The organism is Mycobacterium sp. 050128 (genome assembly GCF_036409155.1).
Classification (GTDB): Bacteria; Actinomycetota; Actinomycetes; order Mycobacteriales; family Mycobacteriaceae; genus Mycobacterium.
In genome coordinates, this window is record NZ_JAZGLW010000001.1 from 2,865,114 (window position 1) to 2,877,746 (window position 12,633).

Consider the following 12,633-nt stretch of genomic DNA (forward strand, 5'->3'; position numbering starts at 1 on the left):
CGGATTTGGCCCGTGAGCGGCTTAATTAGCGCCCATTTTTCTAGCCGGACTCTTACTGTTCGCGGGTTTGAAACCGGTTCGAACCAATCGCGCTCGTACCCCGTAGCTCGTTAAGGAGTTGTTTGACACCTGTCTCGTACCGCGGCTAGGTTACCGCGAATATGGTGTGCGCCCGCGGGACTGCCACCGGGGGAGGAAGCATAGATGCTGCCAAGGATCGCTGGGCTGGCCATCGCCGCGCCGCGCCGGATCATCGCGGTCGGAGTGCTGGTGTTCATCGCCGCCGCGATCTTCGGCCTCCCGGTCGCCAAGAGCCTGGCTCCCGGCGGTTTCCAGGACCCGGACTCGGAGTCCGCACGCGCCATCTCGGTGCTCACCGAGAAGTTCGGGCAAAGCGGTCAGCAAATGCTGATCCTGGTCACCGCACCCGCGGGCGCCAACAGCGATAAGGCCCGCACGGTGGGCACCGATCTCGTCAACGAGCTGCAGCGCTCGCCGCTGGTCTACAACGCGACCTCCCCGTGGACGGGCCCGCCGCAGGCCCAATCAGCCTCAGCCGAACTGATCAGCAAGGACGGCAAGTCCGGGTTGATCGTGGTCAACCTCAAGGGCGGCGAGAACAATGTGCAGAACAACGCCCAAACCCTGTCGGATCAGCTCATACACGATCGTGACGGGGTCACCGTCCGGGCCGGCGGGGCGGCCATGGAGTACGCCCAGATCAACAAACAGAACCAGGAAGATCTCCTGGTCATGGAGATTATCGCGCTCCCGCTCAGCTTCCTGGTGCTGATCTGGGTGTTCGGCGGGCTGCTGGCGGCGGCGCTGCCGATGGCGCTGGGCGCGCTGGCCGTCGTCGGCTCGATGACGGTGTTGCGACTTATCACCTTCACCACCGAGGTGTCGATCTTCGCGCTGAACCTGAGCACTGCCCTGGGGCTGGCGCTGGCCATCGACTACACGCTGCTGATCGTCAGCCGCTATCGCGACGAGCTGGCCGAGGGCAGCGACCCGCACCAGGCGCTGGTCCGAACGATGGCCACCTCCGGGCGCACGGTGCTGTTCTCCGCGGTCACCGTGGCCTTGTCGATGTCGGCGACGGCGCTGTTCCCGATGTACTTCTTGAAATCGTTCGCCTACGCCGGGGTCGCGACAGTCGCGTTCGTCGCGACCGCGTCGATCGTGATCACCCCGGCCGCGATCGTGCTGCTGGGCCCGCGGCTGGACTCGCTGGACGCGCGCAAGCTGGTGCGCCGCGTGCTGCGCCGCCCCGAGCCCGTGCACAAGCCGGTCGAGGAGATGTTCTGGTACCGGTCGAGCAAGTTCGTGATGCGCCGCTGGCTGCCGATCGGGGTGGCCGTCGCCTCGGTGCTGCTGCTACTTGGTCTGCCGTTCCTCCGGGTGACATGGGGCTTCCCCGACGACCGGGTGCTGCCGCGATCCGCGTCGGCGCATCAGGTCGGTGACCAGCTGCGCACCAACTTCGCGCACGATTCCGCGACGTCGGTGCCCATCGTCATTCCCGACGCGCGCGGGGTTAGCCCGGCGGATCTCGACGCTTACGCCGCGGGGCTGTCGCGGGTGCCCGGGGTCTCCGGGGTAGCGGCGCCAAGTGGAACGTTCGTCGGCGGAAACCAGGTGGGGCCGCCCGCGGGGGCCACCGGGCTGTCCGACGGCAGTGCGTTGTTGACGGTCAGCAGCACGGAGCCACTGTTCTCGCCGGCCTCCGACGCCCAGCTCAAGCGGTTGCACCAGGTGCCCGGGCCCGCCGGACGTTCCGTCGAGATGGCCGGCGTCGCGCAGGTCAACCGCGACAGCGTCGACGCGGTGACGGACCGGCTTCCGTTGGTGCTGGGCGTGATGGCCGTGATCACCTTTATCTTGCTGTTCCTGCTGACCGGCAGCGTGCTGTTGCCGCTGAAGGCGCTGATGTGCAACGTGCTGTCGCTGACCGCGGCGTTCGGCGCGCTGGTGTGGATTTTCCAGGAGGGCCATCTCGGCGCGCTGGGAACGACGCCGAGCGGCACGCTGGTGGCGAACATGCCGGTGCTGTTGTTCTGCATCGCGTTCGGCTTGTCGATGGACTACGAGGTGTTCCTGATCTCGCGGATCCGCGAGTACTGGCTGCAGTACCGGCCGATGGCGTCGACGGCCAAAGAGGCGCACGCCGCCAACGACGAGGCGGTGGCGCACGGCGTCGCGCGCACCGGCCGGGTGATCACCGCCGCCGCGCTGGTGATGTCGATGTCGTTCGCCGCGTTGATCGCCGCGCACGTGTCGTTCATGCGGATGTTCGGTCTGGGCCTGACCCTGGCCGTGTTCGTCGACGCGACGCTGGTGCGGATGGTCCTGGTTCCGGCGTTCATGCACGTGATGGGCCGCTGGAACTGGTGGGCGCCCAAGCCGTTGATGTGGCTGCACCAGCGGTTCGGCATCAGCGAGGGACCGGCCGAACCGGCCGCGCCGATCGAGCCGATCGCGATCTCGGTGGAGCACAACGGCTACCCGGTCGCCGAGCCGGTGACTAAAATCGGTTGAGCTTGGCTGATGCCGGGGGGCAGCGCCGATAGCCAAGCCGGGGACCGCCAATTACCCGCGCCGGTTGGCTTTATGCTGAGGCCCGTTCCGAATCGAATAGGTGGGGGATGACTACAACAGCGCCAGCAACATTCGAGAACCCGTTCTTCGCGCGGGTGTGGCCGGTCGCCGCCGCTCACGAGACGGCGGCGGTCCGCGCTCTGCGCCGGGAGAACCTGGCGGGCTTGTCGGGCCGGGTGCTCGAAGTCGGTGCGGGTATCGGAACGAACTTCCCGAACTACCCCGCGTCCGTCGCGCAGGTGGTCGCGATGGAACCCGAGCCGCGCCTGTTGGCCCGGGCGCGGGTGGCCGCCGCGGCCGCGTCCGTTCCGGTGGTTTTGACCAACGAGACCGTGGAGGAGTTCCGCGGCGGAGCGCCGTTCGACGCGGTGGTGTGCTCGCTGGTGCTGTGCTCGGTGCGCGATCCCGCGATGGTGCTGCGGCGGCTGTACGAATTACTGCGGCCGGGCGGGGAGTTGCGCTATCTCGAGCACGTGGCCAGCTCCGGTATCCGCGGTCGGCTGCAGCGGTTCGCCGACCGGACGGTGTGGCCGCGGTTCCTGGGTAACTGCCACACCCATCGCGATACCGAGCGCGCGATCGTCGAGGCCGGGTTCGAGGTGGACAGCTCCCGGCGGGAGTGGACGCTGCCCGCCTGGTCGCCGATGCCGGTATCGGAGCTGTTGCTGGGACGCGCGCGACGGCCCTCTTAGTTACGCCGAGACTGCGTTCAGGGCGTGCGATTTCGAGCGGATCGCGATCTGTGCGCAGACTCGACGCCTTCGCGAAACGCCAACGCGTCCCGGACTCGCCCGATGATGTCGGTAGGACGATCCGATGCGGTCACCCGGATGACGATCCAGCCGAGCCGCTCCAATGCCTCACTGCGACGAATGTCTTTCGTGTACTGCCAGCGGTCGAGCCGATGCTGCTCGCCGTCGTACTCGACGGCGACCATGACCTCCTCCCATCCCATGTCGAGGTAGTACACCTGCGTTCCACTTTTTGCGGCCACCAGCACGGGGATCTGGGTCGCGGGTCGCGGCAAGCCCGCCCGGATGAGTAGGAGCCGCAGCCACGTCTCTTTCGGCGACTGCGAACCGGGATCGACTAGTTCGAGCACTGGTTGCAGCCGCCTCAGGTCGCGTGCGCCACGATGCTGGTCGGCAATTTGGAGGACCTCGTTTACCTGGGTGCCCGTCGCTCGCATGAGGGCGTCCAAATATGCAATCGACATACCCGTCGCCGTGCGGCGACCAATGTCGAAGGCGGTGCGCTCCGGCGTCGTCACCGGAATACCCGCGACGACCCTGACCTCCTCTTCACGAAGCCGCATGTCGTAGGTCCGCACGCCGCGTGGCGGCCGCGCGTTCGACCAAATCAATTCGATGGGTAGGTGTTCGTCCACCCATTTACAGCCATGCCATGCGGCCGCGGTCAGCCCTCCAAGCACCCCCCGCCGATGCGACCACAGCCAGGCCGCCACCGCTCTGTCACGCAGCGTCAGTTGTTGATCGCGTCGCACATACACGTCGGGAAACACCGCGCGGAATCGGGAGCGCAGCTGATGCTTTCGCAGCGTTCCGGCTTTGACCGCCTCGCTGCCAACAAACGGTGCAACCCTCGTCATGAGCGCAGGCTCGTGGATCACTCGGACAGAGACACATCGAGACTGCGCTCAGCGCGCAATTGTGTGGAGGAAGCGCGATCTGTGCGCAGTCTCGGCGAGATCTACCGCAGCAGGGCCGGCAGTTTTTGCAGCAGCCCCGGCAGTGCCTGACTCGCCGACTCGCGGATGCTGAGCGTGACACTGCCCGACAGCGGGGTGGGCTCGGGATTGACCTCGATCACGGTGACGCCGCGCGAGAGGGCGAGATCGGCGAGGCCGGCGGCTGGGTAGACGATCGCCGAGGTTCCGACGACCACCATCACGTCGGCCGTCTGGGTCGCCTCGACGGCCTGGCTCCACGGGCCCTCGGGCAGCTGCTCGCCGAACCAGACGATGTCGGGCCGGATCAGCCCGCCGCACCGGGGGCACAGTGGCGGCTGCACCTCGAGCGCCGGTTCGGGCATCTCGGGCAGGGTGTCGCGATAGGGCAGATCGCAACTCGCGCAACGGAATTCGAAGAGGCTGCCGTGCAGGTGGTGGACCGGACTGCTGCCCGCGCGCTCGTGCAGGTCGTCGACGTTCTGGGTGACGACGCTGACCTCGGCGTAGTCCTGCCAGGCGGCGATGGCCCGGTGCCCGTCGTTGGGTTCGACGGTGCCCACCAGGTAGTGCCGCCACAGATACCAGCCCCACACCCGCTCGGGGTTGTTGAGCCAGCCCTGAGTGCTGGACAGCTCGTAGGGGTCGAAGCGGGCCCACAATCCGTTCTTGTCGTCGCGAAATGTCGGCACTCCGCTCTCCGCGGAGATCCCTGCGCCGCTGAGCACCGTCACTCGCATAGCCACCAACATAGCGGTGGTTGGGGTAATACTGGATACGTGGAGCTGGGCGAATGGCTACGGGTCGACCTCAAAGGCGGCCGGCCGCTGTTCGACCAGCTCCGGACGCAGGTCATCGACGGCGTGCGGGAAGGCGCCTTGGCGCCCGGCAGCCGCTTGCCGACCGTGCGCGAGCTGGCCGGCCAACTCGGAGTGGCCGTCAACACGGTCGCGCGCGCCTACCGTGAGCTCGAGACCGCGGCCATTGTCGAAACTCGTGGGCGCTTCGGCACTTTCATCGCCCGCTACGATCCGACCGACGCGGCGATGGCGGCCGCGGCCCGTGAGTACGTCCATGTCGCTCACGGACTCGGGCTGGGCAAGGCCGACGCGCTGCGTTACATCGAGGCCGTGCCCGACGAGGGCTAGCCGAATTCCAGCAGCGTCAAGCACGGCCGCAGCGCTTGTAACATGCGCGCGCGATAGATCATCTGCACGGCGGCGTTGAACGCGCGACCGCGCCCCGGCGGCAGCCGCAAATCCTGCACCGCGCGGACTCCCGGCACGGTGTTCACCAGGTCGGCGAGCTGGGCGACCGACAGGCTGAAAGGCAACGGCGGCCCCTTGTAGCGTCGCGAGGTTCGCATCCCGCGCCGGCTCACTCTGGAGACCCAGGCCGGCGGTAGGTCGAAGACCATCTTGCCGCCGCGAAATCTCTTGGCGCACTGGGTAATCAGCCCCATCGCCGGCTCGGGTTCCAGATACATCAGTAGCCCCTCGGCGGTGATGAACACGCCGTCTTCGACGTCGACCGAATCCATCCAGCTGTAGTCCAGGGCCGACTGGGCGCACACCGCCACCCGCGGGGAGGTCGGCAGCAGCCGGGCCCGAATTTCGATGATGTCGGGAAGATCGACGGTAAGCCAACGGAATTGGGCATCCGGAATTGCAGCGTCCAACCGCCAGAAGCTGGTTTGCAGGCCCTCGGCCAGCGCCACCACCGTGGCTGCCGGGTGTGCGGCCAGATAGGACTGGGCCTGGGTGTCGAACAGCCGTGCGCGCAGCGCGATGTCCTGGCGCGGCCGCCCGAACTTCGCGAAGTCGTAGTCGATCGAATCGACCAGCGCCACCGCCAACGGATCGACGAGCAGGGGATCGGGACGGCGTGCCTCCTGCGCTCGCGCATTCAGCGTCAGCAGGGCGGTCTCGGACACGCCGTCCAGGCAGACCTTCCCTTTAGCGGGCTCTTGGGCAGAGGTCATCGGGGCAAACCTTACCGATCTTCGGCGCCGGCATCATCACCGCAACAGTTTGGCCAGCGTGCGCATATTGCGGGTAGTGGTCGACGACTTGTACCGGGGCTTGCCCATCGTCTTGCCGATCGTGCTGTCCAGGGTGCTGCCCTTGGGCACCTGCCAGTAGATGACGCCGTCACCGCGGCTGATCTTCTCGTCGGGGCCGGCGTCGTGGGCCAACTTCGCGAGCTCGTCGAGCACCGCGGCGTCGGCTACGAACGTGACGTAGGACTGATATCCGTCGATCTCCGGCTGGTACGGGTACGCCTCGACGACGGCGCGCACCGCGTCGAGGTCGTAGACGAGGACCCACGCGTCGTAGCCGAACCTTTCGCGCAACGCCGCCTCGGCTTTCTTGCGCACCCCTGGTGCCTTGGCCGACGACTCCAGCAGCACGTTGCCGGTGGCCAGGATGGTGTGCACGGCAGCGAATCCCGCGTCGGTCAGGGCCGCCGCGACGTCGGCCATTTTCAGGTTGACGCCGCCGACGTTGACGCCACGCAGCAGCACCGCGTACTTGGTCATGATCCGATTGCACCAGAGCGACGTAGTCTTTGGGGATGGGACGCCAAGTCTTCGACGACAAATTGCTGGCACTGATAGCGGGGAACTCACTCGGGGTGCTGGCCACGATCAAAGGCGACGGGCGCCCGCAACTGTCGAACGTGAGTTACCACTTCGACCCGCGTGAGTTGGTAATCCGGGTGTCGATCACCGAGCCGCGGGCCAAGACCCGCAATTTGCGCCGTGATCCGCGGGCCTCGATCCTGGTCGACTCCGACGACGGTTGGTCCTACGCGGTGGCCGAGGGCACCGCCGAACTCACGCCCCCGGCCGCCGCGCCCGAGGACGACACCGTCGAAGCGTTGATTTCGTTGTATCGCAATATCGCCGGTGAGCATCCTGATTGGGATGAGTACCGGCACGCGATGGTCACCGATCGGCGGGTGCTGCTCACGCTGCCGATCTCGCACCTGTACGGGATGCCTCCGGGCAAGCGGTAGTCGGGCTAGGCTGCCGATATGGCCGAAACGACTTCCGGAAAAGACGCCGCGCCCGCGCCGGACGAGGACGACAACAAGCGCAAGTTTCGCGAAGCCCTGGAGCGCAAGTTGGCCAAGTCCGCGGGCGGATCCGACCACAAAGACAATGGCGGCAAGCAGGCCCGGGCGCACGGCGCAGCGGGCGGCGGCCGTCGGGAATTCCGTCGCAAAAGCGGCGGCTAATCTGCCCAGAGTTGTTGGCGGACAGAGCTTTTAGTTCAGCCTCGAGGCGGGGCGAATAGTCCCGTCGACGGGTCGGCCTGGCCCGGTTTGCCGCGCATGCTGCCGCGGGTGCTGGGATGGCCGAAGTCCAGTTGGGACGGGTCGTTCTGGTAGGCCCAGTCCGCGACGATGGTGCGCTGGAGAAACTTCCAGCGGCCGTCGTGGCGGATGTAGGTGTCCAGGTACCGGCCGCCGATGATCACGTCGATGTCGTGTTCGGGACCGGCAAAGGTGTGAAACACCAGGCAGTAGATCTCGCCGCGGGCCCCGTCGCCGTCCACCACGAAGTTGGTGGTGGTGATGTTGTGTTGGGAGACACGCACATACGGCTGCGCCGCTTGTAGCTGTGCGATGAACGGCTCGACGCCGCCCGACGAGAACGAGCCGTGCGAATCGGTCGCGTCCGGGTGGTAGAGGTCCCGCAGCGCGTCATAGTCGGCGCGGTCGACGGCCCGGCAATAGGCGTTTACGAGCTGATGCAGTTCGTCGCGGGCAACCATCAGTGCCAACTTGGCTTCATCCACCACCTCGCCACGATAGCTCGGTGGTAATGCGCTGGTCGTCAGCGCCTTTCTGGTGGGTAGTCTGTCGAACACATAGGTCATCGGTCCTAGGGTGTTCAGCGAAAGGTTGGTCGTTGACTGTGAAACTTTGGCTCGCTCAGGATCCTGACGCCGACGCGCTGCTGTCCAGCGACCCGCTGGCCCTGCTCATCGGGATGGTGCTCGATCAGCAGGTGCCGTTCGAGACCGCCTTCGCGGGACCGAAGAAGATCGCCGACCGGATGGGCAGCTTCGGGGCCACCGAGATCGCCGACTACGACCCGGACAAGTTCGCCGCACTGTGCTCGGAAAGGCCTGCGATACACCGGTTTCCGGGATCAATGGCCAAGCGCATCCAGACCCTGGCGCAGATCGTCGTGGACCGCTACGACGGCGATGCCGCGGGCTTGTGGACCGCCGGCGACCCGGACGGCGACGAGCTGCTGCGGCGCATCAAGGGGCTGCCCGGTTTCGGTGAGGTGAAGGCCCAGATCTTTCTGGCGCTGCTGGGCAAGCAGTACGGCGTCACGCCGAAAGGCTGGCGCGCGGCGGCCGGCCAGTTCGGCAAGGCCGGCACGCACATCTCCGTCGCCGACATCGTCGACGCCGAATCGATGGGCGAAGTGCGGGCCTACAAGAAGCAGATGAAAGCAGCAGCCAAGGCGGCTAAGTAGTAGGTCATCAGAAGGGAAGGGCGGCAACGTGAAGACACACCTGACGTGTCCGTGCGGAGAAGCCATCGTCGGCAAGGATGAGGACGAGCTGGTCGAGCTGACCCAGGCTCACCTGTCCAGCGTTCATCCGGGCCTGGAGTACGACCGCGACGCCATTCTGTTCATGGCGTACTAGCCAACCCCGCGCGCTAGGGGTTGGCTTCAGGGCACCACGGTCGAGCCGATGGTGGGCAGGAACTGGCACTGCTTTTCTTTGGTCGTGACCTGACCGAAGATCGTCGACATGATGCTGCCCGAACCGGTGTCGGCAATTCCGGTCAGCGTCGTCGGCCCTTCCGGGTTGATGTCGGTGCGTGGCTTCAGTGTCACGGTGCCCGACTTGCCGGTGGTCAGGTTCACCCAGGTCACGTTCAGCGGCAGCTTCTGCACCTCGGCGGGTCCGGGCGTGCCGACCGCGGTGAAGACGTAAGCGGTCTGGCCGGGTTGCGGGCCGGGCAACGGAATCGTGGCCGGTCCCGCCACCGACAGCGCGGTCGCGATCGCGTTACTGCCGTCGGCCAGGCAGTTGCTGCCGATCGAGGGATACATGAAGTCCTGCGTAACCGGGGCGTTCGGACCGAAATCCGGGGCCGCCGCCGGGGCCGGCGCGGGTGCCGGGCTGGGCGCGGGTGCGGCCGAGGGGGCCGGTGCGGGGGCCGGTGCCGCGACTGGTGCGGGTGCGGCCGCGGGAGCCGGACCCGGAGCGGCGCCCGGTACCGGAGCGTGCGGCGTGCCCGCCGGGGGAGCTGCCGCCGGGGCCGGGCCCGCGGCGTGGACCGGGTCGATGCCCGTCGGCAGATGCGCCTGGGCGCCCGGCACGATCCCGGCACCGGGCACATGCTCGGACGGGGCGGCGATGGGCGCCGGAGCCGGCGCACCGGGAACCGGGGCGCCCGGCTCCTGAACGAATTGATTCACCGACGCGGCCACGTTCTTCGATTCGCCGGGCGCCGACGGGTTATGGGTGAACGCCTGTGCCGCGGCCATCAGCAGTTGGGTGGCTTGGCCGGGGTCGGTCGCGGCCTGCTGAATGATCGGGCTCAGCTGCGACAGCGCGGGCAGGCCGGGCAGTCCCTGGGTCGCGCCTTGTTGGGGTGTCGGCTGCGGTGCCGCCGGATCGGCTGCTGCGTTCGGGCAGAACCCGAACGCGGCAGCCGATGCCGTCACGACCGCGGCCAAACCTTTGGACAGAATCCTATTGCTCGCCACGATGCCCTCCGGTCTTGTAGTGGATTAGCTGTTTAATGAACTGCTCAGGGGATGGCCGAGAGCAGCGGCGACAGCGGGGTAGCAGCCGGTGCGGCCGCGGCGGCCGGTGCGGCCGGCGTCCCCGGGACGGCGCCCGTGGCGAGCGACGTCAGGTCGCCCGGAAGCGACAGTTTCGGCGGCACGTTCAGCGGCAGGCCGGGCAGCGCCGGCATGTTCACATTCGCCACCTGAGGTGCTGACGCCGGTGCGGCGGCAGGCGCCGTCGGTGACGTCAGGCCCGGGATCGAGCCCAGCCCGGGGATACCGGAACTCGCCGGCGCGGCGGGAGCCGCCGGCGTGGACTGTCCCAATCCAGGAATCGAGCTGAGGCCGGGAACCGTCGGGCTGGCCGCCGTGGGGGCGGTCGCCGGGGTGAGTCCCGGAATCGACGGGATACCCGCCGGGGCGGACGCCGAGGGCGCCTGTGCGGCCGAGCTCAGGCCCGGGAAGGTGATACCGGGCTGGGGCGGAGCCTGCGGCGGCTGCGCACCGAGAGCGGTCGCGAGGTTCTGCAGAATCTGCGGAGCGTTGGCCGCCGAAGCGATCAACTGCTGCGGGATGTTCTGCATGGGGTCGGGAACCGCCGGCACGGGGTCGGCGTGGGCGATACCGCCCGTGAGTAGGGCGGCAGACGAACCGACGACAACGGCGGCGGCTTTCGCGTAAGTCCAGATGCTTGGCATTGCTCCCCCAAGGGATCGACAACAGGTGACTGAGCCGAAGCTACTTTGATGCTGGTGGGACTCAAGTGACACGTGTGGCATTTATTTGATCGTTATCGATACGAGTGACGGCGGTGACCGGACGGTTGTGGGGACGCCCCCGAACTGCCGATCGTCGGCAAAGTTCGCGGCCCGGCGGGTGGCGGCGGTGACGACGGACAACACCGCAGCGCGAGCCACGGTCGCTAAAGTCAGGCGGGTAGACACCAACGTGGCCGCCCCGGCGGCACCCATCTCACGGCGGCTGGCGAGTGTGATCAGCTGCGCCGCGCCGCTGCTACTGGTCGTGAGCGTCGCCGCACGACTCGCCTTGACGTACCTGACGCGCAACGGCACGAACTTCGTCGACCTGCACGTATATCTCGGCGGCGCGGCCGCGCTCGACCACCCGGGCACCCTGTACGACTTCGTCTACAGCGAGCACACGCCGGACTTCCCGTTGCCGTTCACGTATCCGCCGTTCGCGGCGATCGTGTTCTATCCGTTGCATCTGGTGCCGTTTGGCCTGGCGGGGTTCCTGTGGCTGGTCGCGATGATGGCCGCGCTGTACGCCTCGGTTCGAATCAGCCAGCGGCTACTCGGCGTGCCGCCCGGCGGCGGCCGACGGGTCGCGATGGCGTGGACGGCGATCACGATCTGGATTGAGCCGCTGCGCAACAACTTCGACTACGGGCAGATCAATGTCTTTCTGATGCTCGCGGTGCTCTGGGCGATCTACACGACGCGCTGGTGGCTATCCGGACTATTGGTTGGCGTGGCGGCGGGGATCAAATTGACCCCGGCGATCGCCGGGGTTTATCTGGTCGGCGTCCGGCGATTCGCGGCGGCCGCGTTCTCGGCCGTCGTGTTCTTCGGGACCATCGCGCTGTCGGTGTTGATCGCCGGCGATCAGACTCGCTACTACTTCACCGAGCTGCTCGGCGACGCCCACCGGGTCGGGCCCATCGCGACGTCGATCAACCAGTCGTGGCGCGGCGGCATTTCCCGGATCCTGGGTCACGACGCCGGCTTCGGTCCGCTGGTCTTGCTCGCCATCGCCGTGACGGCGGTACTGGCCATCCTGGCGTGGCGCGCCGTGGATTGCTCGGATCGGCTCGGCAAGTTGCTGGTGGTCGAGCTGTTCGCGCTACTGATGTCACCCATTTCGTGGACCCATCACTGGGTGTGGCTGGTGCCGCTGATGATGTGGCTGATTCAGGGACCATGGCGCGAACGACCCGCAATGCGGGTCGCGGGCTGGGGCTGGCTGGCGCTGACCATCGTCGGCGTGCCGTGGTTGCTGTTGTTCGCTCAGCCGAACATCTGGCAGATCAGCCGACCCTGGTACTTCGCGTGGGCCGGGCTGGCGTACACGGTGGCCGCGGTGGCAACCCTGGTTGTCATCGCCACCTCCGGCAAACGCGCGGCCCGCTCGGCGGCGGCTCAGCAGTCGCAACCGCGGGCGTCGTCGTCGCTGGGCTAGCCCCCGACAATCCCGTTGATATCGCGCGCCATCTCGACGTCGTTGCGAGTGATCCCGCCCTCGGAGTGGGTGACAAGTGCGAAAGTCACTGTCCGCCAACGGATATCGATATCCGGGTGATGGTCTTTACTTTCGGCGTGCTCGCCGACCCGGCGCACCGCGTCGATGCCGTCCAGGAAGCTTCCAAACTTGATGGAGCGGCGCAGCGCACCGTCAGCACGTTCCCAACCGTCGAGGTCGGGCAGTGCGGCATCCACTTGTTCATCCGTTAACACGGCCATGGCCAGCAAACCTTTCTAAACGAAAAACCTTGCCGGCTGCCACGTTACGCCATGGCCCCAAACGTTTGACTCCGGCGTTTTGGGGGAATCGGGGTGAACGA

General features: G+C 67.1%; 16 protein-coding genes. 8 read left to right on the forward strand and 8 right to left on the reverse strand.

The window, feature by feature from the left end; all coding sequences use genetic code 11:
- The first annotated feature begins 204 nt into the window (after positions 1 to 204).
- Both SKC41_RS13885 and SKC41_RS13890 read left to right on the forward strand, forming a co-directional pair.
- The gene (locus SKC41_RS13885) at positions 205 to 2,538 is read left to right on the forward strand and encodes an MMPL family transporter (RefSeq protein WP_330978105.1); all 2,334 of its coding nucleotides are present in this window, start codon (positions 205 to 207) and stop codon (positions 2,536 to 2,538) included.
- Between the two features lie 107 nt (positions 2,539 to 2,645).
- Positions 2,646 to 3,290, forward strand: a complete 645-nt coding sequence (locus SKC41_RS13890; RefSeq protein ID WP_330978106.1) for a class I SAM-dependent methyltransferase — start codon at positions 2,646 to 2,648, stop codon at positions 3,288 to 3,290.
- Positions 3,291 to 3,307: 17 nt separating this feature from the next.
- Here the strand turns inward: SKC41_RS13890 and SKC41_RS13895 are convergent, their stop codons facing one another.
- Together SKC41_RS13895 and SKC41_RS13900 are read right to left on the reverse strand one after the other, a co-directional pair.
- A complete protein-coding gene (locus SKC41_RS13895; RefSeq protein WP_330978107.1) occupies positions 3,308 to 4,207 on the reverse strand; it encodes a DUF559 domain-containing protein in 900 nt (299 codons plus the stop codon).
- Between the two features lie 101 nt (positions 4,208 to 4,308).
- Positions 4,309 to 5,025, reverse strand: coding sequence for an SIR2 family NAD-dependent protein deacylase (locus SKC41_RS13900; protein ID WP_442931612.1), 717 nt, complete (start codon positions 5,023 to 5,025; stop codon positions 4,309 to 4,311).
- 39 nt (positions 5,026 to 5,064) lie between these two features.
- Between SKC41_RS13900 and SKC41_RS13905 the strand changes: the two genes are divergently transcribed.
- Complete coding sequence (locus SKC41_RS13905) at positions 5,065 to 5,433, forward strand: GntR family transcriptional regulator (RefSeq protein WP_330978109.1); 369 nt, start codon at positions 5,065 to 5,067, stop codon at positions 5,431 to 5,433.
- Here the strand turns inward: SKC41_RS13905 and SKC41_RS13910 are convergent.
- Both SKC41_RS13910 and SKC41_RS13915 read right to left on the reverse strand, forming a co-directional pair.
- Entirely contained in the window at positions 5,430 to 6,266 is an 837-nt protein-coding gene (locus tag SKC41_RS13910; RefSeq protein WP_330978110.1) for a class I SAM-dependent methyltransferase, read from the reverse strand. The genes SKC41_RS13905 and SKC41_RS13910 overlap by 4 nt on opposite strands.
- 36 nt (positions 6,267 to 6,302) lie before the next feature.
- Positions 6,303 to 6,824 (reverse strand): DUF1697 domain-containing protein, encoded by a 522-nt coding sequence (locus tag SKC41_RS13915; RefSeq protein WP_330978111.1) that lies wholly within the window; start codon positions 6,822 to 6,824, stop codon positions 6,303 to 6,305.
- A gap of 35 nt (positions 6,825 to 6,859) precedes the next feature.
- On the opposite strand from SKC41_RS13915, the gene SKC41_RS13920 reads away from it, so the two are divergent.
- Positions 6,860 to 7,303 (forward strand): PPOX class F420-dependent oxidoreductase, encoded by a 444-nt coding sequence (locus SKC41_RS13920; protein ID WP_330978112.1) that lies wholly within the window; start codon positions 6,860 to 6,862, stop codon positions 7,301 to 7,303.
- 18 nt (positions 7,304 to 7,321) lie between these two features.
- Positions 7,322 to 7,525 carry a DUF5302 domain-containing protein gene (locus tag SKC41_RS13925; protein ID WP_330978113.1) on the forward strand — a complete coding sequence of 68 codons (204 nt, stop codon included), beginning with the start codon at positions 7,322 to 7,324 and terminating at the stop codon, positions 7,523 to 7,525.
- A 35-nt stretch (positions 7,526 to 7,560) separates the two neighbouring features.
- On the opposite strand, the gene SKC41_RS13930 is transcribed toward SKC41_RS13925, so the two are convergent.
- On the reverse strand, positions 7,561 to 8,064 hold the full coding sequence (locus SKC41_RS13930; RefSeq protein ID WP_330978882.1) for a nuclear transport factor 2 family protein: 504 nt from the start codon (positions 8,062 to 8,064) through the stop codon (positions 7,561 to 7,563).
- 143 nt (positions 8,065 to 8,207) lie between these two features.
- On the opposite strand from SKC41_RS13930, the gene SKC41_RS13935 reads away from it, so the two are divergent.
- Together SKC41_RS13935 and SKC41_RS13940 are read left to right on the forward strand one after the other, a co-directional pair.
- On the forward strand, positions 8,208 to 8,780 hold the full coding sequence (locus SKC41_RS13935) for an HhH-GPD-type base excision DNA repair protein (protein ID WP_330978883.1): 573 nt from the start codon (positions 8,208 to 8,210) through the stop codon (positions 8,778 to 8,780).
- A gap of 28 nt (positions 8,781 to 8,808) precedes the next feature.
- Positions 8,809 to 8,955 (forward strand): DUF1059 domain-containing protein, encoded by a 147-nt coding sequence (locus SKC41_RS13940; protein WP_084163488.1) that lies wholly within the window; start codon positions 8,809 to 8,811, stop codon positions 8,953 to 8,955.
- A gap of 26 nt (positions 8,956 to 8,981) precedes the next feature.
- Here SKC41_RS13940 and SKC41_RS13945 read toward each other — a convergent pair whose 3' ends face one another.
- Both SKC41_RS13945 and SKC41_RS13950 read right to left on the reverse strand, forming a co-directional pair.
- On the reverse strand, positions 8,982 to 10,028 hold the full coding sequence (locus tag SKC41_RS13945; RefSeq protein ID WP_330978114.1) for an Rv1157c family protein: 1,047 nt from the start codon (positions 10,026 to 10,028) through the stop codon (positions 8,982 to 8,984).
- Between the two features lie 44 nt (positions 10,029 to 10,072).
- A complete protein-coding gene (locus SKC41_RS13950; protein ID WP_330978115.1) occupies positions 10,073 to 10,750 on the reverse strand; it encodes a hypothetical protein in 678 nt (225 codons plus the stop codon).
- Between the two features lie 187 nt (positions 10,751 to 10,937).
- Between SKC41_RS13950 and SKC41_RS13955 the strand changes: the two genes are divergently transcribed.
- Positions 10,938 to 12,251, forward strand: coding sequence for a mannosyltransferase (locus SKC41_RS13955; protein WP_330978116.1), 1,314 nt, complete (start codon positions 10,938 to 10,940; stop codon positions 12,249 to 12,251).
- Here SKC41_RS13955 and SKC41_RS13960 read toward each other — a convergent pair.
- Positions 12,248 to 12,532: a 4a-hydroxytetrahydrobiopterin dehydratase gene (locus SKC41_RS13960; RefSeq protein ID WP_330978117.1), complete on the reverse strand. Its 285-nt coding sequence runs from the start codon at positions 12,530 to 12,532 to the stop codon at positions 12,248 to 12,250. The genes SKC41_RS13955 and SKC41_RS13960 overlap by 4 nt on opposite strands.
- Positions 12,533 to 12,633: the final 101 nt, after the last annotated feature.

Bases quoted from the DNA above. Each gene is read 5' to 3' on its own strand.
- SKC41_RS13910 (WP_330978110.1), bottom strand. From the start codon at position 6,266: ATGACCTCTGCCCAAGAGCCCGCTAAAGGGAAGGTCTGCCTGGACGGC.
- SKC41_RS13895 (WP_330978107.1), bottom strand. From the start codon at position 4,207: ATGACGAGGGTTGCACCGTTTGTTGGCAGCGAGGCGGTCAAAGCCGGA.
- SKC41_RS13890 (WP_330978106.1), top strand. From the start codon at position 2,646: ATGACTACAACAGCGCCAGCAACATTCGAGAACCCGTTCTTCGCGCGG.
- SKC41_RS13900 (WP_442931612.1), bottom strand. From the start codon at position 5,025: ATGCGAGTGACGGTGCTCAGCGGCGCAGGGATCTCCGCGGAGAGCGGA.
- SKC41_RS13885 (WP_330978105.1), top strand. From the start codon at position 205: ATGCTGCCAAGGATCGCTGGGCTGGCCATCGCCGCGCCGCGCCGGATC.
- SKC41_RS13960 (WP_330978117.1), bottom strand. From the start codon at position 12,532: ATGGCCGTGTTAACGGATGAACAAGTGGATGCCGCACTGCCCGACCTC.
- SKC41_RS13930 (WP_330978882.1), bottom strand. From the start codon at position 8,064: ATGGTTGCCCGCGACGAACTGCATCAGCTCGTAAACGCCTATTGCCGG.
- SKC41_RS13915 (WP_330978111.1), bottom strand. From the start codon at position 6,824: ATGACCAAGTACGCGGTGCTGCTGCGTGGCGTCAACGTCGGCGGCGTC.
- SKC41_RS13920 (WP_330978112.1), top strand. From the start codon at position 6,860: ATGGGACGCCAAGTCTTCGACGACAAATTGCTGGCACTGATAGCGGGG.
- SKC41_RS13950 (WP_330978115.1), bottom strand. From the start codon at position 10,750: ATGCCAAGCATCTGGACTTACGCGAAAGCCGCCGCCGTTGTCGTCGGT.
- SKC41_RS13925 (WP_330978113.1), top strand. From the start codon at position 7,322: ATGGCCGAAACGACTTCCGGAAAAGACGCCGCGCCCGCGCCGGACGAG.